This is a genomic window from Roseibium aquae (assembly GCF_008711285.1).
Taxonomy (GTDB): Bacteria; Pseudomonadota; Alphaproteobacteria; order Rhizobiales; family Stappiaceae; genus Roseibium; species Roseibium aquae.
Map to the genome: position 1 here is coordinate 149,427 of NZ_VXDC01000007.1, position 23,011 is coordinate 172,437.

19 protein-coding genes are annotated in these 23,011 nt (G+C 61.9%); 12 read left to right on the forward strand and 7 right to left on the reverse strand.

Annotated features, from left to right (window positions below; genetic code table 11):
- Positions 1–278 precede the first annotated feature (278 nt).
- A complete protein-coding gene (locus F0184_RS20555; RefSeq protein ID WP_172972100.1) occupies positions 279–587 on the forward strand; it encodes a hypothetical protein in 309 nt (102 codons plus the stop codon).
- Positions 588–630: 43 nt separating this feature from the next.
- Here the strand turns inward: F0184_RS20555 and F0184_RS12680 are convergent, their stop codons facing one another.
- The 4 genes from F0184_RS12680 to purD form a co-directional block, all read right to left on the reverse strand.
- A complete protein-coding gene (locus F0184_RS12680) occupies positions 631–1,467 on the reverse strand; it encodes a patatin-like phospholipase family protein (protein ID WP_150496560.1) in 837 nt (278 codons plus the stop codon).
- Between the two features lie 266 nt (positions 1,468–1,733).
- Positions 1,734–4,949: a bifunctional diguanylate cyclase/phosphodiesterase gene (locus tag F0184_RS12685; RefSeq protein ID WP_150496561.1), complete on the reverse strand. Its 3,216-nt coding sequence runs from the start codon at positions 4,947–4,949 to the stop codon at positions 1,734–1,736.
- A 480-nt stretch (positions 4,950–5,429) separates the two neighbouring features.
- Positions 5,430–6,332 (reverse strand): alpha/beta fold hydrolase, encoded by a 903-nt coding sequence (locus tag F0184_RS12690; protein ID WP_208998461.1) that lies wholly within the window; start codon positions 6,330–6,332, stop codon positions 5,430–5,432.
- 67 nt (positions 6,333–6,399) lie between these two features.
- Positions 6,400–7,674 carry a phosphoribosylamine--glycine ligase gene (gene purD, locus F0184_RS12695; RefSeq protein ID WP_150496562.1) on the reverse strand — a complete coding sequence of 425 codons (1,275 nt, stop codon included), beginning with the start codon at positions 7,672–7,674 and terminating at the stop codon, positions 6,400–6,402.
- 311 nt (positions 7,675–7,985) lie between these two features.
- Between purD and ubiA the strand changes: the two genes are divergently transcribed.
- Positions 7,986–8,930, forward strand: coding sequence for a 4-hydroxybenzoate octaprenyltransferase (gene ubiA, locus F0184_RS12700; RefSeq protein WP_150496563.1), 945 nt, complete (start codon positions 7,986–7,988; stop codon positions 8,928–8,930).
- 12 nt (positions 8,931–8,942) lie between these two features.
- Here the strand turns inward: ubiA and F0184_RS12705 are convergent, their stop codons facing one another.
- Complete coding sequence (locus F0184_RS12705) at positions 8,943–9,521, reverse strand: DUF6101 family protein (protein ID WP_150496564.1); 579 nt, start codon at positions 9,519–9,521, stop codon at positions 8,943–8,945.
- Between the two features lie 328 nt (positions 9,522–9,849).
- On the opposite strand from F0184_RS12705, the gene F0184_RS12710 reads away from it, so the two are divergent.
- Genes F0184_RS12710 through lpxK form a run of 6 tightly spaced genes read left to right on the forward strand, consistent with a single transcriptional unit; the run spans position 9,850 to position 15,325 of the window.
- Complete coding sequence (locus F0184_RS12710; protein WP_150496565.1) at positions 9,850–11,193, forward strand: TldD/PmbA family protein; 1,344 nt, start codon at positions 9,850–9,852, stop codon at positions 11,191–11,193.
- The gene (locus F0184_RS12715; protein WP_244299162.1) at positions 11,186–11,992 is read left to right on the forward strand and encodes a 3'(2'),5'-bisphosphate nucleotidase CysQ; all 807 of its coding nucleotides are present in this window, start codon (positions 11,186–11,188) and stop codon (positions 11,990–11,992) included. Before F0184_RS12710 ends, F0184_RS12715 begins: the two co-directional genes overlap by 8 nt.
- A gap of 36 nt (positions 11,993–12,028) precedes the next feature.
- Positions 12,029–12,268: a DUF4170 domain-containing protein gene (locus F0184_RS12720; protein WP_150496566.1), complete on the forward strand. Its 240-nt coding sequence runs from the start codon at positions 12,029–12,031 to the stop codon at positions 12,266–12,268.
- 33 nt (positions 12,269–12,301) lie between these two features.
- Positions 12,302–12,991 carry a lysophospholipid acyltransferase family protein gene (locus tag F0184_RS12725; protein ID WP_150496567.1) on the forward strand — a complete coding sequence of 230 codons (690 nt, stop codon included), beginning with the start codon at positions 12,302–12,304 and terminating at the stop codon, positions 12,989–12,991.
- A gap of 1 nt (position 12,992) precedes the next feature.
- Positions 12,993–14,288 carry a 3-deoxy-D-manno-octulosonic acid transferase gene (locus F0184_RS12730; RefSeq protein ID WP_150496568.1) on the forward strand — a complete coding sequence of 432 codons (1,296 nt, stop codon included), beginning with the start codon at positions 12,993–12,995 and terminating at the stop codon, positions 14,286–14,288.
- Between the two features lie 5 nt (positions 14,289–14,293).
- Positions 14,294–15,325, forward strand: coding sequence for a tetraacyldisaccharide 4'-kinase (gene lpxK, locus F0184_RS12735; RefSeq protein WP_150496569.1), 1,032 nt, complete (start codon positions 14,294–14,296; stop codon positions 15,323–15,325).
- 19 nt (positions 15,326–15,344) lie between these two features.
- Here the strand turns inward: lpxK and F0184_RS12740 are convergent, their stop codons facing one another.
- Positions 15,345–15,569, reverse strand: a complete 225-nt coding sequence (locus F0184_RS12740; protein ID WP_150496570.1) for a DUF2093 domain-containing protein — start codon at positions 15,567–15,569, stop codon at positions 15,345–15,347.
- 287 nt (positions 15,570–15,856) lie between these two features.
- Between F0184_RS12740 and tldD the strand changes: the two genes are divergently transcribed.
- Together tldD and F0184_RS12750 are read left to right on the forward strand one after the other, a co-directional pair.
- Complete coding sequence (gene tldD, locus F0184_RS12745; protein ID WP_150496571.1) at positions 15,857–17,281, forward strand: metalloprotease TldD; 1,425 nt, start codon at positions 15,857–15,859, stop codon at positions 17,279–17,281.
- Between the two features lie 130 nt (positions 17,282–17,411).
- Positions 17,412–19,199 carry a monovalent cation:proton antiporter-2 (CPA2) family protein gene (locus tag F0184_RS12750; RefSeq protein ID WP_150496572.1) on the forward strand — a complete coding sequence of 596 codons (1,788 nt, stop codon included), beginning with the start codon at positions 17,412–17,414 and terminating at the stop codon, positions 19,197–19,199.
- Positions 19,200–19,258: 59 nt separating this feature from the next.
- On the opposite strand, the gene F0184_RS12755 is transcribed toward F0184_RS12750, so the two are convergent.
- Entirely contained in the window at positions 19,259–19,732 is a 474-nt protein-coding gene (locus tag F0184_RS12755; RefSeq protein ID WP_244299182.1) for an invasion associated locus B family protein, read from the reverse strand.
- Positions 19,733–20,362: 630 nt separating this feature from the next.
- On the opposite strand from F0184_RS12755, the gene coxB reads away from it, so the two are divergent.
- Together coxB and ctaD are read left to right on the forward strand one after the other, a co-directional pair.
- A complete protein-coding gene (gene coxB, locus F0184_RS12760; protein WP_150496725.1) occupies positions 20,363–21,289 on the forward strand; it encodes a cytochrome c oxidase subunit II in 927 nt (308 codons plus the stop codon).
- Positions 21,290–21,360: 71 nt separating this feature from the next.
- Positions 21,361–22,956, forward strand: a complete 1,596-nt coding sequence (gene ctaD, locus F0184_RS12765) for a cytochrome c oxidase subunit I (protein ID WP_150496573.1) — start codon at positions 21,361–21,363, stop codon at positions 22,954–22,956.
- The last annotated feature ends 55 nt before the right edge of the window (positions 22,957–23,011 follow it).

The following is a 23,011-nucleotide window of genomic DNA, read 5'->3' on the forward strand; positions in this document are numbered from 1 at the left end:
GCAACCGGCCTTGGGATGTTACCCAGGACCAGCTGCCAAGTGGAGGCAGGCGGGAGGAAGACCCTGCCCCGAAAAACGGACCCGAGAACGGGCGAGATCAGCGGAGGACATGCCGTATGCGGCTTCCGCTCGGAAGCTGACCTATATCGATATGCTTGCGCATCCGGCGTGTTCACACGCTCGATGCTCTAAACCCTGCTTAACGAAACCGGCCGTTTTCCATGCCGCGGGAGCGATGCGTCGGCCCCCGGCAAACCGAGCCGTTCGGCGGCTTGCTGATGGATGATGTTGCCGGCGTAACCTGCTTCCTTGATCAAACCTTCCCGGGTGCAATCCGCGGCAACCGCGAGGCCCAAGGGCCTAAGATGCGCCCGCCGGTAACAGTAGACCGCCAATTGGCTCCGTTGAGGGCTGGGCAGCCGCCGCGCCTGCTCGGTGGCCTGGGAAAGTGTCTCGGCAGTCAGTTGCCGCAGCACTTCTTCGCTCACGGGGCAGTTTTCGATATCAACGGAACCGTGTTTCATTTTTTCGTGCCGATCAGTTCGTCTCAAAACAATGATCGGATTAAAAAGATAAATTTTTACTAATACATTGTTTTTTGTGCGTCTGTACTAATTCTATCGATGTATTTTACAATGAAGATTGGTATTTTTCGTTCGATAGAAGCAGATCCAGTTGCCGGATCGCTTCCTTCCGCAACGGTTCGGCCTTTTCCAGCACTTCCGGGGTCTTCATGAAGTCGAGAACCCGGATGAGATCGTGTTCGGGTTGCAGCAGAATGTCGGGTTTTCTGCGTTTCAGTTTTTCCTGGGTAATGGTTTGCATCAGGATCTGGGACGTTCCGAAAAAGGCGTCGAAGGATGAGGGCAGGTGGCGATCCGGCCTTGGGACGGGGGATCCGACCACGTCCACCGCAACGACGATATCGCAGTCCTCGGGCAGGCGGTCGAAGGGCAGCGGATTGACCACACCGCCGTCGACCAGAATGCGTTCCTGGCGCTTGACCGGGCGGAAAACGGCGGGAATGGCGATGGACGCGGCGATGGCGGGCAACAGCGGCCCCGAGGAGATATCAACCTCCTGGCAGCCGTAGAAGTCCGTTGCCAGAACGGTCAGGGGAATGTCCAGATCTTCGAAGTGATCGGGAAGGTGTTCGGCGACGAAGATCTCCAGAACCTTGACGGGGTCAAACACGACATTCGCTCCGCTCCACAAATCCGCCAGGCGTTTGGGCCGCAGTTTCCAAAGATGGCCGAGGGTCTTGTTGCGGTCCGAAAACAGGTCCAGCGCGATCTTGCGCAGGTCGCTGCCCGACAATCCACTGGCATATCCGGCGCCGAGAATGGCACCGATCGATGTCCCCGCGATGGCGTGGGGTTTCAGGCCAAGCTCATCGAATGCCTGAAGAACAGGGATATGGGACATTCCCCGCACGCCGCCGCCGCCAAGGGCCAGGCCGATTTTCATGTCCAAACGCCTTCTCGTTTCCCGAACTCACGTCTTGTAATAGCCGCAGGGTCATACGGCGCTTTGGGTGAAGTCGATTTGGTTTGGCGTGTCCTGGCCACACGACAGACGCGCAAGTGCCGGACACCGGGATGAGTGCCACGCCTTTCGCGGCGCGGTGGGCCATCAGGATAGTCAAAACGGGAGGATGGGCAAATCCGCAGGACCGCGGATAGGGCGCCGCTACAGCGGATCAGCACGCGGGACTGGCCAAACCGCCGTTTCGATCAGATGACAAAAAGCAGGTCTTCCGGTGAAGACGCCAGCCACTCCGACATGTCTTCGAACGGCATCGGCCGGGCGATCAGGTAGCCCTGGACCGAAAAATCGCCCATCATGCGCAACCGGTCAAACTGCGCGTCGGTCTCCACGCCTTCGCACACGACCCCGATATCCAGCGACCGGGCCAGATTGATCAGTTGGTTGACGACGATTTCCTTTTTCACGTCCTCCAGGACCTGATTGGTAAAGGACCGGTCGATCTTCAAGCCGTTGATCGGCAGGTCGGCCACGTGGGACAGCGACGCATAACCGGTTCCAAAGTCATCGAGTTCGATGTGCACACCCAGGCTGTGAAGTTCCTCGAGAACCTTGGAATTGTCGGATCTCGCATCGTCGAGGAAGACCGACTCCAAGACCTCCGCGGTGATCAGGCTCGGCTCCACCCCGTGCTTGTCCATCGCAACGTGAAAGTCGTTCAAAAGGTTCCCCGAAAACAGATGGGACGGGGAAAGGTTCACCGCGACACGGCCAAAGTCCCGGCCCTGATCTTGCCAGGCCCGCGCGGCTTGAAGCGCCTTGTCGATCACGATATTGCCGACGATGGATGCCAGATTGGTCTTTTCCACGACGGGAAGGAACGCGCCCGGACCCAGAACGCCGCGCGTGGGGTGACGCCAGCGCACCAAGGCCTCCACCCCGGTCACCTTTTGGGTGCGGATGTTGACCTGAGGCTGGAACACGAGGAAAATTTCGTCCCGCTGGATGGCTTCCCGGAGTTCCTTTTCGATCCGGGCTTCCGCGTCGCTGTCGACCTTCATGTCGTTTGTGAAGTAGCTCCACCGGTCCTTGCCATTGTCCTTTGAGCGGTAGAGCGCAAGATCCGCGTGAACAAGCAGGGTTCCGAAATCGGTCCCGTCCTGCGGGCAGCGGGCAACGCCCATGCTGACCGACGGCCAGATCTGGTTGCCCTCAAAATCCATGGGGGCCCGCATCACCAGATTGGCGCGCTCGCACAATTCTTCGGGATCCGCGTCCGGGCCATCGGCGAGGATTACGAATTCATCGCCGCCCCACCGGTAGGCGGTGCCGATCTCGGTACAGCATCTGCGCAGGCGCTCGCCCGCCTCTTCCAGGCAATAATCCCCGGCCGGATGGCCGAGCGTGTCGTTGATCCGCTTGAAGTTATCCAGATCCATATGGATGATGAATGAGGGTTTGGCGGTATTCGAGGGACGGAAAAGTCTCTCGGCATCCCGCTGACAGGCGGCGCGATTGGCCAGTCCCGTCAATTGATCGAAATAGGCGATCCGTTCGGCGGCTTCCTTGGCGGCCCGCGTTTCGTGTTCGCGGGCCGTGCGTTCCGATTGATCGCTGGCGATTGCGACAAACAGGTCGCGGTTGCGCTCCCGGTAGAGTTGCAGCCGGACATCGACGGGATATTCGGTTCCATCCTTCCGGATCTGGACGCTTTCGAAATTGAGAACGCCAACCTCCCCGCGCAACAAGGGCGCCAGCATTTGCCTGAACGTGCTTTCGGTATGCTGGGGGCTGATGTCCCAGGGCGCGCGGGTCATCAGCTCTTCCATGGTGTAGCCAAGGTTTTCGCGGCCGCAGGTGTTGGCATATTCGAAGAAGAATGTGCTTGCGTCGAAAAGATACACCTCGTTCATCGAGGCTTCGAGGATCCCGGCGAGAAGCTGGCTTTGCTGGCGTGCCCTGTGCCAATCGGTGATGTCGTGTGACGTGCCGAAGATCTTGGTCGCGTTCCCCTTGTCATCGGCCAGAACATAGCCGCGGACATGGATATGTCTGACAGCACCGTCCCGGCGGATCAGCTGGTGCTCGTAGTCGAAGTCGGAACAGGTCTTGATGGCCCGATCCATGGCCTCTTCAAGCATGGGCCGTTCCGCCGGCGGGATCTGCCGGAACAGGACCTGCCGCGCGGCCGCGCATTCGGTGTCCAGCGGGACGCCGACGATGTGATACATCTCGTCGGACCAGTGCATCTCGCCGGTAACCAGATCCCTTTCCCAACTGCCGACCGATGCGATTTTCTGCGCCTCGAGCAAGCGATCCTTGCTGTATTCCAGTTCCTTGGTATTGGCGTCGACTTCCCGTTCCAGTTTCTGGCGGGTTGCCACGATCGACTGCTGCAGCGCGCGGATCAGTCTTGAGAAAATCAGCCAGAAAATCAGGGCGAGAAAAGCGACCGTGACAATCAAGGTGGCGGTTCTGAACACAAAGGACCTGAATTCTGACGTTACGTCTTGCAGCACAACGACCGTCGCGGCCGGTTCATCGTCGGCGTGCGGCAGGGTCAGGCCATGGGCAAAGGTCAGCTGGCGATCGTCGAAATTCAAACGTTCCAGAAAGGACAGTCCGGTCAAGCCCTCCTCAAGAAGGGCCGCGAAGGAGGACGGAAGACCGTCCAGCCCCTCGGTTTGATATGCAAAGGCACCGGCATGGGTCCAGCCATCGCTCCCGAGCGCCGCTTGCGACCCCGTTGGAACGCGATCCAGGTGGTGTATCATCGCCACACGGGCATCGAGAACCTGGCCGATCACCGCGAGTGGCTTGTCCAACGTCTTCGAAATCTGGACGTATCCGACGGTCTGGCTGTCTGCCAGCCACGGACGGACAACGGCGATGGACAGCTGGCCGTCGCCGGTATACTCGACCCCGCTGGCCGTGCGTTGAACGCGGCTTGAAAGACGAAGCAGGGTGGATGGCCCGGCGGCTGCGGCGGGCCCGGACGTGGAATGGAGCATCGTCAACTGACGATCGAAAACCACGATCTCGGCGACCCCATGCCGGGCCTTCAGTTCGCCGGCAACCGGTCCCAGTCCCTCGGCCAGAGCGTTGCGGGACTGCGATGCGATGGCAGCGGTCAGCGCGCTGTTGTGCAGGATTCCCGCCAGGGCGTGCTCAAGACTCACCTTGGCATCCAGCCGTTGCTGGCGAAGCAGGTCCTCGGCCACGGCGGCGGTCTCGGCAATCGGTTTTTGAAAATTGCGGTATTCGGTCACCAGGTTCTGGATGATCAGCACCGCGGCCATGACCACGAGAAAGGTGAAAAAGGTTACCTTCAGCGGCTTTTCGATTTGCCGCCCATTGGCGCTCCATGCGCGGAAAACGGAATCGAGGCGCCGGCTGAACCGGCCATTCGCGAGGCCGCGGTTCCCCCCAGCGTGCTCCTGCCCACCATCCCTTACGTCTTCCATACGCACACTCGAGCTCCCAGACGGGTCTCAGATCTCTTCTGATCCAAGGTTCGCGACCCCGAACTTGTTCGCTTGCCGCTTTGTTTTTCCGATATTCTGTTGGCAGCGGTCTTGCAGAACACGAATCCCAGATTCAAGAGTGCCGAACATAAGTTAATTCTGTTTGAACTTTCACGTTAATGAAATATTAAGTTTTGAAGTTCTGAAGAAATGAAGATTATGGAGCATCACGGACTTAGGAAATATTATAGAGCTCCATTGTACGAAAAGTATAGATCCTCGAAAGTTGCTTGTACAGAAATAAGAGTGTGTATTTAATGGGGTGTGCATAAGAGTTGTATTTTCCGGTTCGTGGCGGATGTTTATCCCGCGCCGCGCAATCCAGGCCTCGCGTCCGGCGGACCATCCCGGGGGCTGCCGCTGAGCGGCGGTCGCGCGATTGTTCGATCCGCAGTTCACAGGCTGAAGCTGGCGCCGGCCTTACCTGAAAAAGGTCAGAAGGTCTGTAATTACGTCGTTTGGATTTTCCTCGGGCAGAAAATGCCCGCCCGTCAAGCCGGTGCCGCTGCAATCGGAGGCCCAGTTCTTCCAGGCGGACAAAGGCGTATCCCCTGATTGGGCAATGCCGGTTGTCCCCCACAGGACACGCAACGGAGCTTCGATCTTGTTCCCGGATGCGCGATCTTGAGCATCGTGCTCCACGTCGATGCCGGCCCCGGCGCGGTAGTCCTCGCAGCTCGCGGCAATTCTCCCGGGCGCACGGAAGGCGGTCCTGTAGTGATCAAGGGCCGACGGCGCGAAGGCGGTAAGGCTTTTGGCGCCTGTCCAGCTTGCGAGGGTGTGCTCCAGGAACGGGATCATCGAGGCGCCGATCAGGGTTTCCGGAAAAGGAGCGGGCTGGGCCAAAAACGCCCAATGATAAATCCTGAGCGCGAACGCCCGGTCGAGCCTTGCCCAGTAATCATAGGTTGGCAAAATGTCGATGACGGCGATCTTCTCGACACACTGCGGATGATCGAGGGCCAGGCGGTAGGCAACCCGTCCGCCCCGATCGTGACCGGCAAGGTGAAACCGGCCGAAACCCAGCCGGTCCATGGCCGTGACCATGGCCGCCGCCATGGTCCGTTTGGAATAGGCCTCATGGTCCGCGCCAAGCGGCGGGATCCCGGATTTGCCGTATCCCGGCAGATCGGCGAGCACGAGCGTGAAGTGCTCGGCCAGGGCAGGCGCAACAAGGTGCCACATCGCATGGGTTTGCGGATAACCGTGAAGCAGCAGCATCGGCGGCCCGCTGCCGCCGATCCGGCAATGGATATCGGTCAGGTCCGTCGCAATATGCCGGGTGTCGAACCCGGGAAAGAGATCCGCCGGTTCCTTATCCATCGTCATCACCTTTGCATCGGTCACCGGGTTGTCGATTTGTCCGTGACGGCGTCACGCTTGTGGCAAATCAGGATGAGCGCTCGATGTCGCGCCAGCCGATGTCGGTTCGGTAGAACCCGTCCGGCCAGGTGATGTTCGAGACCGCCGCATAGGCAAGATCCCGCGCCTGTTTGAGCGAAGGGCCACGCGCGGTCACGTTCAACACACGTCCCCCATTCGCCACAACCCGGCCATCGTCCCGCCGGGTGCCGGCATGGAAGACTTCCACATTCGGGCCCGGCGCGGCGCTTTCGAGGCCCTGGATCTCCGTTCCCTTGCCATAGCTGCCCGGATACCCCTTGGCCGCCATCACCACGGTCAGGGCCGGTTCCGCGTGCCAGCGCACGGACATGCGGTCCAAGGTCCCGTCAACCGCGCCGAGCATGAGCGTCACGATATCGTCTTTCAGACGCATCATCAGCACCTGGCATTCCGGATCGCCGAAGCGGGTGTTGTACTCGATCAGTTTCGGGCCGTCTTCCGTGATCATCAGTCCGGCGTAGAGAACGCCCTTGAAGTGTGTCCCCCGCTCGGCCATGGCCGAAACGGTGGGCTTTATGATCTGTTCGATCACCGCCTCGACACGCTCCCCGGTCATCACCGCCGCCGGGGAATAGGCGCCCATGCCGCCCGTGTTCGGGCCTTGATCGCCGTCGAAGGCCCGTTTGTGGTCCTGCGCGGTCGCCAGCGGAAGAATGTTCTTGCCATCCGACAGAACAAAGAAGCTCGCCTCTTCGCCCTCGAGAAACTCCTCGATCACAACAAGGGCTCCCGCCTCGCCGAATTGACCGTCGAAACAGGAATCGATCGCTGCAATGGCCTCGGCTTCGGTTTGGGCAACAACGACACCCTTGCCGGCTGCAAGGCCATCGGCCTTCACCACGATGGGCGCGCCGGTCCTCTTGACGTATACGCGCGCGGCTTCCGCGGTATCGAACCGGCCGTATTTTGCCGTGGGAATGTTCGCGATATCGCAGATGGACTTGGTAAAGGCCTTCGAACCTTCCAGTTGCGCGGCAGCCTTGCTGGGGCCGAAAGCCTTGATGCCCGCGGTTTCCAGGTCATCCACCAGGCCGGCCACCAGCGGGGCCTCCGGTCCCACGACCACGAGCCCGATGTCCTTGTCCTTGCAGAACGACACGACGGCGGGGTGGTCCGACACATCCAGGTCGACGATCTCGGCGAGATCCGCGATCCCGGCATTGCCGGGGGCAGCATAAAGAGTGCCAAGCAGGGGGGAGGCCGAAATCGCCCAGGCGAGAGCGTGTTCACGGCCACCAGAACCAAGCAGGAGGATATTCATGAAAGAGGCTTCTTGTGCAGTTTCTGGTGCAAGGGGAACGGATCGCGCCAGTCAGGCGGACGCGACACAGGATTTAGCCGTGGCTTATCATGGCCGCGCGGAGCGCACAAACCCGGCAGCGCTTCGAGCCAAGGCTGGTCCGCTCACAGGCTCTTGTCGTCATGCGGTTTGAAGCTGGTTGAGAAACGCGCCGGTTTTGCGGATCGCGCTGCGTCCGGCCGCCGGAGATGGGCACCTTCAAGAGGGGCTTGCGCAGGCCGGCCTGTTCAAAAACCCTCGCAACATCAGACGAGAACCGTTAAACACCCGCTATGCTGTTTTCGACGAAAGACACCGGTCCCGTCCACGATGCGGTCAAGCAACATTGGGTGGACACCCATTTGCCTTCCTGGGCCAGGCCCTATGCGCGGTTGGCGCGGTGGGAGCGGCCCATTGGATGGTGGTTGCTGTTGTGGCCCTGCTGGTGGTCCGCCGCCCTTGCCGCCATCGCGGCCGGGCATCCCTGGCCCAATCCTTGGCATTTGCTTCTGTTCCTGATCGGTGCGGTCGCCATGCGCGGGGCCGGCTGCACCTACAACGATCTTGTGGACGAAAACATTGACCGGCAGGTGGAGCGGACCCGCTCGCGCCCAATTCCGGCCGGTCAGATCAGCCGCAAACAAGCCAAGGTTTTTCTGGTTGTCCAGGCATTGGTCGGCTTTTTCGTTCTGATCCAGTTCAACAGCTTCGCGATCGGTCTTGGCATTGCCTCGCTTGCTGTCGTGGCGATCTACCCCTTCATGAAGCGCGTGACGGACTGGCCTCAGCTGTTTCTCGGTCTGGCCTTTTCCTGGGGCGCCTTGATGGGCTGGGCAGCCGAATTCGGATCCCTCGCCTGGCCAGCCGTATTCCTGTATCTGGGGGGGATTTGCTGGACGATCGGCTATGACACGATTTACGCCCATCAGGACAAGGAGGACGACGCCCTTGTCGGGGTCCGCTCCACGGCCCGCCTGTTTGGCGCACGGACCAAACCGGCCCTGGTCGCGCTTTATCTCGGCGCGACGGCCTTGTTTGCGCTCGCGGCGGCCTTTGCCGATGCCGGCCCCGCCGCGTTTGTGGGGATCGCCGCCGGGGCGGCGCATCTGCTGTGGCAAGTCTTGGTGCTGGATATCGACGACCCGGACCAATGCCTGAAACTCTTCCGCTCCAACACCCGGTATGGCTGGATCGTGTTTGCCGGTTTAGCCGCCGACGCGTTGATCGCAAGCGCCTAGGGCGGGCGCCGCTCAATCCCGGGCGATGATCTCCCGCTCCCGGCTGTGGATCTTCATGGTTTCGGCAGGGCGTCCCGTGATCCGGCGAACCAGGAAACGGGGCCGGCGTCCGGTCAGCAGCGGCAGACGGCGGCGCGGCGCGGGCGGCGCTTCACGCTTGACACTATAGGCTTCGATCGGCTGCACGTTGCCGCCGAGGTCACAGACAAGCATCGGCAACCCGAGGCGCCGTGCCCAGGCCGTCCAGATCGTTGAAAGACTCTCCGGACTTGTTGTCTCCGCAAGCGGAATGCACAAAGCCGGGTCGCGATGGCGCAAGCTCAAGGTGGCTTTCACGGTGCCGAAGCTGTCGCCTGGAACCACCGACACCATCACACCCTCGAACATGGACATCGGAACAACAATCGTGAGGGGAACCCCTGCGGAGCGCCGCTTCACGATGACCTGCGCCGCATCGAGGTAGATATCGCCGGGCACATTCGATCCCGGGGCGCATCGCTCGAAACGCAAGGGCAGGGAGTCTGGCCCCGGAAGCGTCTGTGTTCCGGGGCCGGTGTGTTCGAGTGTGTCCTGAACTGTTTGACGTCTCAATTTGCCTCTCCGTCGGACCTGTTTGTTTTTTTGTCCGTTCGACGGAACCAACCCTATGAGAAAGGGGTCATGGAGCACTTAAAAACTACAGTTAAGAATACGTTGCCTCGAAAGACGGTTACTGGAGTGTCACTTCTGGATTCATCAAGTGTTCATATCTATATTTCGCCGGATGCGTATTGGATTGAAGCGCCCGCATTTGAAGCCAAGATGAATCGCGCGATCGCCTGGCCGGCGCTTGCGGTTGCCGCCGCCCGCCCATGGCCTTAAACACTCTGCGGGAAATCAGATCTGCCCAACACCCTCTCCAAGCCGGAAAGTTCGCCTCATGTCAGATGTCGTTGATCAAGATGCACTAGTGTCCCGAGCCGCCGCGATGGTCGAGGCTGCGAAGCGCGCTGGCGCTGATGCCTGCGATGTGGTGGCCATCACCGGGACCGCGCTGTCGGTCGATGTGCGCGATGGCAAGGTCGAGGAAACGGACCGGGCGGAGGGCGATGACATCACCTTGCGGGTGTTTGTCGGCAAACGCTACGCTGCGGCCTCGTCCAATGCATTTTCGGACATGGATGCGCTTGCCGAGCGGGCGGTCGCCATGGCCAAGGCTGCGCCGGAAGACCCATATGCAGGGCTCGCGGACGAGGGCAGGCTGCTCATGTCCCTGCCGGAGCTTGAACTGCTGGATCCGGTCGAGCCGACTGCCGGGGAACTGGCGGACAGGGCTCGGGCGGCGGAAGAAGCGGGCCTGGCCGTGTCCGGGGTGACCAAATCCGGCGGGGCCGGTGCGTCCTGGCGGCTGGCGGGCGTCGTTCTGGCCACGAGCCACGGCTTCACGGGATCCTACCTGGCATCCCGCCACGGGTTGTCGATGACCGCGATTTCCGGCGAAGGCACGGCCATGGAACGTGACTTCGACTACGATTACAGAACGTTTCTGGAAGACATGGATCCGGCCGAAGCCATCGGGCGGCGGGCCGGGGAGCGCGCGGTGCGCCGGGTCAATCCCCGCAAAGTGCCGTCCCAAACTGTCGATGTCATCTATGAGTCCCGGGCCGCGCGCAGTCTGGTCGGCCACTTTGCCGGTGCCATCAACGGCGCCGCGGTTGCCCGCAAGACGAGCTTCCTGAAGGACCGGATGGGCGAGGCGGTGTTCTCGCCGGACATCCGCATTGTGGACGATCCCTTCAAACGGCGCGGGGCGGGAACCCGGCCTTTCGACGGGGAAGGGACCGCGGCCGAGGTTCTCAACATGGTCGAGAACGGGGTGTTGAAGCACTGGTTCCTGGACACGGCAACGGCCCGGGAGCTTGGCCTGACACCGAATGGCCGGGCCCAGCGGAGCGGATCGGGAACGTCTCCCGGATCGACCAACCTCACCCTGGAACCTGGCAGCCGGTCGCTCGAGGAGATGATGAAAGAGATGGGTACCGGCTTGCTGGTGACCGACCTGATCGGGCAGGGCGTCAACAGCGTGACCGGCGACTACTCGCGCGGGGCGGCCGGATTCTGGATCGAGAACGGCGAGATCGCCTTTCCGGTCAGTGAGATCACGATTGCCAGCAATTTGAAGGAAATGTTCGCCCGGCTCGTTCCCGGCAACGACTTGGACGCAAGATACTCGGTGGCGACCCCTTCGATCCTTGTGGAAGGGATGGCTCTTGCCGGTGCGTGATGGAACCGCGACCGGGGCGGAGAATCAGGCGGATCTGGATCTGCTCGTCTCGGCCGCGCGCGAGGCCGGGAAGCTGGCGATGTCCTATTACGGCCAGGATCCCAAGACCTGGTTCAAGGGCAACAAGTCGCCCGTTTCGGAAGCGGACATGGCGGTGGACCAGATGCTGGCCCGCACCCTTCGTTCTGAGCGTCCCGCCTATGGCTGGCTGTCGGAAGAAACCGCTGACGATAAGTCGCGGCTCGCGGCCAGACGGACTTTCGTGGCGGATCCCATTGACGGAACGCGCGCCTTTTTGGCGGGCGGCGATGAATGGACGATCGCGCTCGCCGTCGTCGATGCGGGCCGGCCGGTCTCGGCTGCCGTGTTCTGTCCGGTCCGGGAGGAGATGTTTTGCGCGGTCGAACACGGCGGCGCGACATTGAATGGCGTGCCCGTTCAAGCCTCCTCCCAGGTTTCGGTCGCGGGCGCAAGGTTGAGCGGTCCCCACTCCGTTGTGGCGAACAAGCAGATCGCGGCGGCCGGATTTGAGCGGACGGACAATATCCGCTCGCTGGCCTACCGGCTCGCCCTGGTCGCGGCCGGCCGGGTCGATGTGGCGGTCGCGCGGTCCGGGCCAAGCGATTGGGACCTTGCAGCCGCCGACCTTTTGGTGCAGGAAGCAGGCGGCGCGCTGACCGATCTGGTCGGGCGGCAGCGCCTGTACAATCAGCCGGAGACCCGCCACCCAGCGCTTGTTGCCGGGCCGCGCAATCTCTTGGATGCCGCGCGTACCGTGATATCCGGCATTGTCGAGTGATGTGAACCGAAACCCGAGTTTCCCAGGATCATGCCGATGAGCGATCAAGACGCACCGAAGCAGCTTCTCCACCTGGTGTTTGGAGGCGAATTGGAAAGCCCGGAAGGCATCACCTTCCGGGATCTCAAGGAACTGGATATCGTCGGCATTTATCCGAACTACGCCGAGGCGTACACGGCCTGGAAGGCGAAAGCCCAGGCAACCGTCGACAATGCCCACATGCGGTATTTCATCGTGCACATGCATCGCCTTCTGGACCCCGATGCGGCGGTCTGACAGGGTCGGGCCCAACCAAGAAACAAAAAAGACATGCTCAAATCCGTCGGCCGGCACCCCCTCGTGCTGAAGGGTATCGGTTCACTCCTGGCTGGATACCTGAAGTTCGTCTACCGCACCAACCGGTTCGCGGTGGATCCGGAAGGGGTGTATCCGAAAATCCAGCCCGGACTGCCATATATCGTCGCCATGTGGCACGGGCAGCATTTCATGATGCCTTTCTCGCGGCCCGATGGCTGGCCGGTCAAGGTGATGATTTCCCGTTCGGCCGATGGGGAAATCAATGCCATCGCGGCGGAAAAGCTGGGTCTGGGGCTTATCCGGGCCTCGGGCAGCCAGCAGAGCCGGCAGATCCGCAAGCGCGGCGGGATGCGCGGCTTCATCGAGGCCATGCGCGCGCTCAAAGAGGGCGCCAGCGTCGCCCTGACCGCCGACGTGCCCAAGGGTCCAGCCCGTGTCGCCGGCATCGGCATCGTCCAACTCGCCAAGCACTCCGGCCGGCCGATTTTGCCGGTGGCGGTCGCAACCAGCCGGAGCATCGAACTGAATTCATGGGATAAGGCCAGCATAAACCTGCCCTTTGGGCGCGGTGCCATCGCCTACGGCGAACCGATCCATGTCGGGTCCGATATGGAAGATGATGAACTGGAAAGGGTCCGCCAATCGGTCGAGGAGGGCTTGAACGCCACCACGCGCCGAGCCTACGAACTCGTCGGACGGTAGCATGGGGATCCGGCCGCCCATCCTGCTTCGTCTTTATCTCCTGCTGGCGCGATTGGCCGCCCCGGTGTACCGGATCGTGCACAAGGTTCGCGTGTCCCGCGGCAAAGACGAAAAGGTGCGCGGCGGGGAAAAATTCGGCTGGGCCAGTCAGCCGCGCCCGTCCGGCAGCGTGATCTGGGTTCATGCGGCAAGTGTCGGGGAGACCAATTCCGTCCTGCCGCTGATCAGCGCGCTGACGGACCGCGGTTACTTCGTTTTGCTGACCACCGTCACCAGAACCTCCGCTGAAATTGCCGCGCGCAATCTGCCGGAGGGAGCCGGCCATCAATTCGTACCTTTCGACAGCCCGTCCTTCGTTGACCGGTTTCTCGATCACTGGCGGCCATCGCTTGCGCTTTTCGTGGAATCGGAGATCTGGCCCGCGATCCTCAACGGCTTGCGCACCCGCCGTTGCCGGACCATCCTTGTCAACGCGCGCTTGTCGGTCCGCTCGGTGCGCTCGTGGAAGCGTCTGGGCGCGGCCGCCACGGATTTGCTTGGCCATTTTGATCTCATTCTCGCCCAGTCCCGCGCCGATGAGGGCCGCTTCGCCTCCCTCGGCGTCAAGACGGTGACTTTCGCCGGAAACCTGAAATTCGACGCCGATCTTCCCACTCCCGATCCCCGCGCCCTGTCGGATCTGAAACGCGCGCTTGGAACCCGTCCGGTATGGCTGGCCGCCTTGACCCATCCGGGTGAGGAGGAGATTGCGCTCGCGGCGCATCGGGAAATCCTGAAAAGCCATCCCGACAGTCTTTTGCTGCTAGCACCCCGGCATCCGGACCGGCGGGAGACGATTATCCGCGAATTGGAAGCCGCCGGGCTGCCTTTTGCCGTGCGTTCTACCGGCGACTTGCCCGGTCCAGGCCATCGGCTTTATCTCTGTGATACGCTTGGCGAGATGAACACGCTCTACAGTGCTGTCCCGATCGCGTTTCTCGGCGGGTCTTTCGCCGAGGTCGGCGGGCACAATCCCGTCGAGGCCATCCGTTTCAAGGCGGCGCTTGTTTCAGGTCCGAAAGTCGCGAATGCCCGAACCCTCTACAAGCACCTATGGGACAACGGGGCCGCTGTGAAGGTGGACAGCCCCTCGATGCTCGCACGGCCGGTTCAGGCGTTGTTCGAGAACGGACCGGCCCGGGCCACCCAGATTTCCAGGGCTTTGGAGATTGTCGAGGAGGGGCGTGGCGCCTTGAGCCGGTGTTTGTCCTTGTTGGGGCCGTTTCTTCCGCCGTCCGGGCGGGTGGGCGGGGAGTAGCCGCCATGCAAGCACCCAGCTTCTGGTGGTCGGCACGGTTCTCCTTCAAGGCGATGGCCCTGTTTCCAATCGGCTGGGTGTATGGGCTGGTGGCCGGCCGGCGGATGATGCGCGCGCCCAGGGGCGAAAGCCGGCTGCCGGTCATCTGTATCGGCAACTACGTTGCCGGCGGGGCCGGCAAGACACCGTTTTCGCTGATGCTTGCCGAGCTGTTGGCGGCGGACGGTCACAGGCCGGGGTTTTTGTTGCGGGGCCATGGCGGCCGCCTGCCGGGGCCCGTCTTGGTGGATCCGCAAACCCATGCGAGCCAGGACGTCGGGGACGAGGCCCTGCTGCTGGCGCAATCGGGACCGACGGTTGTGGCCCGCGACCGTGTGGCCGGTGCCCATCTGGCGGAGCAGCAGGCCATCGATATCCTGGTCATGGATGACGGCTTTCAGAACCCGGATCTCAAGAAGGACCTCAGGCTCGTTCTGGTGGACGCCCAAACCGGTGTGGGAAATGGGTTGTGCATTCCGGCGGGTCCCTTGCGGGCACCTTTGGAAACACAGATGCGCCAAACGGACGTTCTGGTGATTGTGGGAGACGGGGATCGGGCCGGCAAGGTCCTCCACCATGCCGGACGCAAGGGGGTCCCGATCCTCAAGGCCGGTTTGACCGCGGGAGAAAGCGGGCATCTTGCGGGGCTGCCCTTGTTCGCCTTTGCCGGGATTGGGCGGCCCGGGAAATTTTTCTCGACCCTGACCGGGCTCGGTCTGGATCTGCGCAAAACGCGGAGCTTTTCCGATCACCATGCCTTTACGGAGAAGGATGCGTCGGAGCTGTTGCGCCAGGCCGAATCGGAGGACTTGCAACTGGTCACCACCGAAAAGGACATGGTCCGGATCGAAACCTCGCGATCCGAAATTTTTCGCTGGCTTGAAAACCGGACCGAAACCCTCGCGGTGGCCATGCATGTTGACGACCCGGCCCGGCTGAAGGGGCTCGTGCGGCAGACCTTGCGGAGCCGCAGTTTTCAGTCTGGCGCCACCCGGTAGCCCGGCCACAAGTGCCGCGTCAGCGCGAGCGTTCCCGTTCCTCGGTGTAGCGCTTCAGGGACGCCGAAGCATCGACATAGGCTTCCTGGTGCTTGACGGACCAGTACTTCAGCTCGTCGAGCGGAATGGGAGTGTTGGTGACGGCGCAGCGCACGAAATTGCCGGGGGACTCGACCTGATAGTCGCCATCGAGATAACGGACGCGCGCTTCATTGGGCATCCGGGGATTTTCATAACGGTTCATGGCCGCACCAGAGTTGTCTCAGCATCTTGACCGCCTCATACGGCATGACCGGGAGAGGTTTCAAGTGCTCCGCCCCGCTGTATCTGCCCGGTGGGCAAATCCGCAAAGGCACCTTATGTTACACCAAAAGGCAATGTTACACGAAAAGGGAGCGCGCTGAAGCGCATAGCGCATGGGGCGTTCGCAGAAGCCGCGCATCATGCTTCCACATCTCAAGATCGACCGGCGGCCGGGCAAAGCCGTTTCCGTTTCCGCGCCCGCCGATCCAGACAGGACACGCTTGACCTATGGCCGATACGAACCTGGACCTTCTCGAAACCTCGGGCCTTGGCCTTGAAACCGCGCTGCGGATCACGGCGGATGCCCTGGCGGGCGCCGACGATGGCGAGTTGTACGTGGAATACCGCCAAACCGAGGGCCTTGTGTTCGACAACGGACGTTTGAAGGCGGCGAACTACGACACGACGCAAGGGTTCGGACTTCGCGCTGTCGCGGGCGAGGCGGCGGGCTATGCCCATGCCGGGGACATTTCCGAATCCGCGCTGATGCGGGCGGCGTCGGCGGTCAGTGCCGTGAAGGCCGGGCACAGCGGCAGCTATGCCGCGGCCCCGGCGCGCACCAATGCGCATTTGTACACGGATCTGAACCCGCTCGGGTCGCCGTCCTTCGAGCAGAAAGTCAAGCTGCTGCAGGACATCGATCGCTATGCGCGCGACAAGGATCCTCGTGTCCGGCAGGTCAGCGCCTCGCTCGCGGGGTCCTGGCAGGTGGTCGACATCCTGCGGGCCGACGGCCACCGTGTGCGGGATGTTCGCCCGATGGTCCGGTTGAGCATCTCGGTGGTCGCGGGAGAGGGCGACCGTCAGGAAAGCGGCTCGTTCGGATGCGGCGGGCGCCAGGCCTTTGATCATTATATCGCGCCCGAAAACTGGCGGGCCGGCGTGGACGAGGCCCTGCGCCAGGCGCTGGTCAATCTGGAAGCCGTGCCGGCGCCCGCGGGCACGTTTGACGTGGTTCTCGGACCCGGCTGGCCCGGGATATTGCTGCACGAAGCGGTTGGCCATGGACTTGAAGGCGACTTCAACCGCAAGAAGACGTCGGCGTTTTCAGGCTTGATGGGCCAGCGCGTTGCCGCGCCCGGCGTGACGATTGTCGATGACGGGACGATCGCGGACAGGCGCGGATCCCTGTCCGTTGATGACGAGGGCACGCCGTCCTCCCGCACGGTTTTGATCGAAGACGGCATTCTGACCGGCTACATGCAGGACCGGCAGAACGCCCGGCTGATGGGTATGGAGCCCACCGGCAACGGGCGGCGCCAGTCCTATGCCCACATTCCGATGCCGCGCATGACCAACACGATCATGGCGAACGGGGACAAGGATCCGCAGGAAATCCTGTCCTCGGTCAAGAACGGGCTTTATGCGGTATCGTTCGGGGGCGGCCAGGTCGACATCACATCGGGCAAGTTCGTGTTTTCCTGCACGGAAGCCTACAAGGTGGAGAACGGCAAGATCGGCGCCCCGGTCAAGGGCGCGATGCTGATCGGCAACGGTCCGGACGCTTTGACCCGCGTCAGCATGATCGGCAATGACATGAAACTCGACCCGGGTATGGGGACCTGCGGCAAGCAGGGGCAAGGCGTGCCCGTGGGTGTTGGCCAGCCGTCCATGCGCATCAATGGCCTTACAGTGGGCGGGACGGCGGTCTGACAACGTTCATTTGGTGCTTGCGATAGCTCAAGGAGAATCGCGGCTTGTCGCGGTAGCTTTTCGAGCGCCGGACAGGACCCCTTGACCGGCGCTTGACAGCTTCACGTGTCTCGTCAGTTCTGGAAAGCTCATGGCAGCGGAATCTGCACCGCCGTTCTTCGCGGAATCGATCGTCTTTCTCGCTGCAACGGTGGTTGCCGTCCCGATTGCGAAACGGCTCGGGCTGGGTTCGGTTGTCGGTTATCTGGCCGCCGGGGCCGTGATTGGTCCATTCGGTTTTGCATTGCTTGGGTCTGGCGAGGATGTGCTTCACGTCGCCGAACTCGGCGTGGTCCTCCTTCTGTTCGTGATCGGCCTGGAACTGGACCCCAAGAAGCTCTGGCGCATGCGGCGCGACATATTCGGATTGGGCACCGCGCAAGTTGTTCTGACGGGTCTGACGCTTTTTGCCGCTGCTTGGGCGGCCGGATTTGCCTTTGAAGCCGCGCTCGTGGCCGGAATGGGCCTTGCCCTGTCGTCCACGGCCTTCGCCTTGCAGATCCTGCAGGAGAGGGGCCAGTTGTCCTCGCCCTATGGCCAAAGGGCGTTCGGCATCTTGCTGCTGCAGGATATGGCGATCGTCCCGCTTCTGGCGATGGTGGCGATCTTGGCCCCTGCCGATGACGGGGGCACGTTTTTCGATATCTTAAGGGAAATTGGAACGGTTCTGGCCGCGGTCGCCGCGGTGATCTTTGCCGGCCGCTATCTTGTGTCCCCGCTGTTTCATTTTCTCGCGGCGAGCCGCGCGCGGGAAGTGATGCTGTCGGCGGCCTTGCTGGTGGCGCTGGGCAGCGCGGGCATCATGCATGCCGTTGGATTGTCCATGGCGCTCGGGGCTTTCCTGGCCGGCGTCCTGCTCGCCGAATCCAGCTTCCGCCATACCCTGGAAGCCGATATCGAGCCGTTCCGTTCCTTGTTGATGGGCCTGTTCTTCGTCGCTGTCGGCATGTCCCTCGATTTCACGGTCCTACTCGACAACCTTGCCTTCATCGCGGGCGGCGTGGTCGTGCTGATGGCGGTCAAGGGAACGTTCCTGTGGGCGCTGACACGCTGGACCGGGTCGTCGAACTCGGATGCCTTGCGGGTCGCGGTCACCCTGCCGCAGGGCGGCGAATTCGCTTTTGTTCTGTTCACGGCGGCTGTCGGGTCGCAAATCTTTGATTTCCGAACGGCCAATACCCTGAACGCCATCGTGATCCTGAGCATGTTGCTGACCCCGGTCGCCTGCCTCGCCCTCGATTTCGTGGCGGTGCGCTTTAAGGCGCGCGGCGTTGAAAACCCGCCGGTGGAAACCTTCGAGGAGGCCGCTCCCACCGTTCTGGTGATCGGGTTCGGCCGGTTCGGGATGACCGTGGCCCAGATGCTGACCAGCGACGGGATCGAAATCACCGCGATCGACAATCAGCCCGACCGCATCGCCGATGCGCGCAAGCTGGGCTACAAGGTCTATTTTGGCGACGCGACGCGGGCGGATGTCCTGGGCGCTGCGGGGGCCGGCAAGGCGGCCCTTATCGGCATGTGCATTGAAAACGACAAGGTGATGGGTCACGCCATCGACCTGATCCGCGGAGAGTTCCCGAAAGCCAAACTGTTTTGCCGCGCAACCGACCGGGCCCACGCTCTGGCGCTGACGCAGAAGGGGGTCGATTTCCAGATCCGCGAAACGTTCGAATCAAGTCTTGCCTTCGGCCGTGCGGCGCTGTCGGAACTGGGCGCGCCGTCCGATCGTATCGAGGCGATCGACAAGGATGTGCGCCGCCGCGATGCCGAGCGCCTGGAAATCCAGCTTGCGGAAGGACTCCATGCCGGCACAGACCGCTTGCATGGCGTGACCCCGCGCGAACCGGCGGACGCGGCGCAGTCCCCCTTGAAGGGATAACGGCCCCGCCTCGGGCAAGGCTTCCGCCGCCGCCGCGCTTCAATCTTGTCAGGAGATGCTCAAGGCAGGGCCTCGAACCCGGCGGAGAAGCCGTTCAGGGAGATCGGAATTCCGATCCCTTCTTCAGGGGTCTGGAAAATGATGAAAGTTGCCTGAGCCCCCGCCCGCAATTTGCCCAGAAGCTCATCTTCGAGGATCACTTCGGCGATGCATCCATTGGGCAGGCACCTCACGAACCCGGCCCGGCCGATATCCACATCGTCGACCCGCAAGCCGAGACCGGAGGGCAGCAACACGCCGAGTGGTGCCAGAACGCGCAATATCCGGGCCTGCTGGTCGGCCGTCTTCAACACAATGACGGAGAGCCCGACATTCTCCCGGTCTTCCGCTGTGACATTTTGAATCAGCGCGCATTGCTCTCCGCTGGCCCCCGGAGGAGTGTCGCACCGCAGTTGCCAGTCGCCATGGGTTGCCTTGACCTCACCCTGGGCGAGTGCCGGTGAGCCCAGACTTGCAACCAATGCGAAGGTCATGGCAGCTTTGCCCAGGGTCTGGAACGCGTGCATTGGTCTGCGGTCCCCGGGTTCGGCGCGGGACGGCGAACGGTTTTGAAACGGCGAGGTCGTCAAGGGATCCTCCGAACTCTTCATGCGGTTCTTGTCTGTCTGGCTCAAGCCAGCCATTGGCGAATCGAACTGTTTGGTTGCTCCGACATTGCCCGATGGACCTTGCCATTGCCAGCCCCGGATAGTCAGCCGGACTTCGAAACGACAGTGATTGGTACTTTTGCGCAGATAATCTCGTGTCCTTGACACGGATCAATTAATACCTCTGTCGGCATACGCATGAAAACGGACTTATAACCGTTGCAGCCCGGCGCTTCTTGTGGTTTTTGTGCGCCGGAACATTGTCCAGAGTTTGATGCGGCAGATCGCCGCTTCAACGTTCGGCTCCATCGCGCTAGTTCATTGGCTGTGGTTTATTTTCACGGCTATAAGTGCCGCGCCGCCGGTGGCGGATCACGGATCCCCCGCTTGTTTTGGTCGGGAAGCCGTTGGACAACTGGAATGGGACCGAAAGGTTTCGCGGGTGTCGAGAGTGCGCCGCGCCCGAGCGTGGCCGAGGAAGGGAGTGCAGACGTGAAGGCAGTCTTCAAGCGTCTCATGGGTTGGGCCGCAGCCGCGGTCACATTTGCCGGTGCGGCAACAGCTGCATTGGCTGGAGAAGCTGACCTACATAACTGGCAGCTTGGATTTCAATCGTCCGTCACCGAGGTGATGGATGACATTACCTGGTTCAACAACATGACCCTGGTGATCATTACGCTGGTCACCCTGTTCGTGCTTGCGCTCCTGATCTGGGTCATGGTGCGCTACAATGCGAAGTCGAACCCGGTGCCGTCGCGGACCTCGCACAACACCATGATCGAGATCGCCTGGACGGTGGCACCCATCTTGATCCTGGTGGTGATCGCCATTCCGTCGTTCCGCCTGCTCTACAAGCAGCTGGAAATCCCCGAATACGACATGACGGTGAAGGCCATCGGCTATCAGTGGTACTGGGGCTACGAATACACCGACGAAAACATGAGCGGACTCTACTTCGATTCCTTCATGGTCGGAGACGCCCGCGATTCCGCCGCCGACACGCAAGCCCGTCAGCAATTCGCCGACGAGCGCGGCGTGACACTCAACGAGGTGCCGCGCCTTCTAGCCGTGACGCATGATATGGTGGTGCCTGTCGATACCACCGTCCGCCTGCAGGTCACCGCCGCCGACGTGATCCATGCGTTCGCGATGCCGGCGATGGGTCTGAAGATCGACGCCATCCCGGGGCGGTTGAACGAGACCTGGTTCCACGCCCGTGAAGAGGGCATCTACTACGGCCAGTGTTCGGAGCTCTGCGGTGACCTCCACGCGTTCATGCCGATTGCCATCCGTGTGGTGAGCCAGGAGCAATACGATCAGTGGGCCGCGCTCGCCCCGCAGGACGTCGATGCGGCGAACCAGCAGTTGATGGCGGCCATCGCGGCGGACAAGAAGGTCGCGGCGCTGGAAGAAACGGGCGAAAACAACGTCGCGGCGAACTAACCGCTGCGGCACTGGATTGGCGGCGCGGCGCGATGCGCCCCGCCTGATGTTTACTGAAGAGGGAGCACGCCATGGCTGCGACTGACGTCCATGCAGCGCATGACCATCCGACAGGATGGCGCCGGTGGGTCTATTCCACCAACCACAAAGATATCGGTATCATGTATTTGATCTTCGCCATCGTGGCCGGGATCATCGGCGGCGCACTGAGCGTCGGCATCCGCATGGAACTGCAAGAGCCGGGTATGCAGATCTTCGCAAACCCGCACATGTACAACGTGTTCACCACGGCGCACGGCCTGATCATGATCTTCTTCATGGTCATGCCCGCGATGATCGGGGGCTTCGCTAACTACTTCGTGCCGATCATGATCGGCGCCCCGGACATGGCGTTCCCGCGGATGAACAACATTTCGTTCTGGCTTCTTCCGCCGGCCTTCCTGCTGCTCATCCTTTCGCTGTTCGTCGAAGGGCCTCCGGGCGGTTACGGTGTTGGTGGCGGCTGGACGATCTACCCGCCGCTGTCGACGTCCGGCCAGCCCGGCCCGGCAATGGATCTGGCGATCCTGTCGCTGCACATCGCGGGCGCGTCCTCGATCCTCGGCGCGATCAACTTCATCACCACCATCTTCAACATGCGCGCGCCGGGCATGACCCTGCACAAAATGCCGCTGTTCGCATGGTCGGTGCTGATCACCGCGTTCCTACTGCTGCTCTCGCTGCCGGTCCTGGCCGGCGCCATCACCATGCTCCTGACCGACCGGAACTTCGGAACGACGTTCTTTGATCCGGCCGGCGGCGGCGACCCGGTCCTGTTCCAACACCTGTTCTGGTTCTTCGGGCACCCGGAAGTGTACATCCTGATCCTGCCGGGCTTCGGCATCATCAGCCACATCATCTCGACCTTCTCGCGCAAGCCGATCTTCGGCTACCTGGGAATGGCCTATGCCATGGTCGCGATCGGTGTCGTCGGCTTCATCGTGTGGGCGCACCACATGTACACGGTTGGCATGTCGGCTGAGACACAGGCCTACTTCGTGGCGGCGACGATGGTGATCGCGGTGCCCACAGGGGTGAAGATCTTCTCGTGGATCGCGACCATGTGGGGCGGCTCCATCGAGTTCAAGACACCGATGGTCTGGGCGATCGGCTTCATCTTCCTGTTCACCGTTGGCGGGGTGACCGGCGTGCAGCTCGCCAACGCGGGTCTCGACCGTGCCTTCCACGACACCTATTACGTTGTGGCGCACTTCCACTACGTGCTGTCGCTGGGCGCCGTGTTCGCGATCTTCGCGGCCTGGTACTACTGGTTCCCGAAGATGTTCGGCTACATGTACAACGAGACGATCGGGAAGGCGCATTTCTGGATCACGTTCATTGGCGTGAACCTGATCTTCTTCCCGCAGCACTTCCTCGGGCTGAACGGCATGCCGCGCCGCTACGCGGACTATCCGGACGCGCTTGCCGGCTGGAACTTCGTCTCCTCGATTGGTTCCTACATCTCGGCCTTCGCGGTCCTGGTGTTCCTGTATGGTATCGTGGAAGCCTTCTCGAAGAAGCGGGTCGCCGGCAACAGCCCATGGGGCGAAGGGGCAACGACGCTGGAGTGGACCTTGTCCTCGCCGCCGCCGTTCCACCAGTTCGAGACGCTGCCGCGGATCAAGTGATGCGACCGACGACCCCCGGGGCCTTTGCGCCCCGGGGGCAATGAGCAAGGCACCG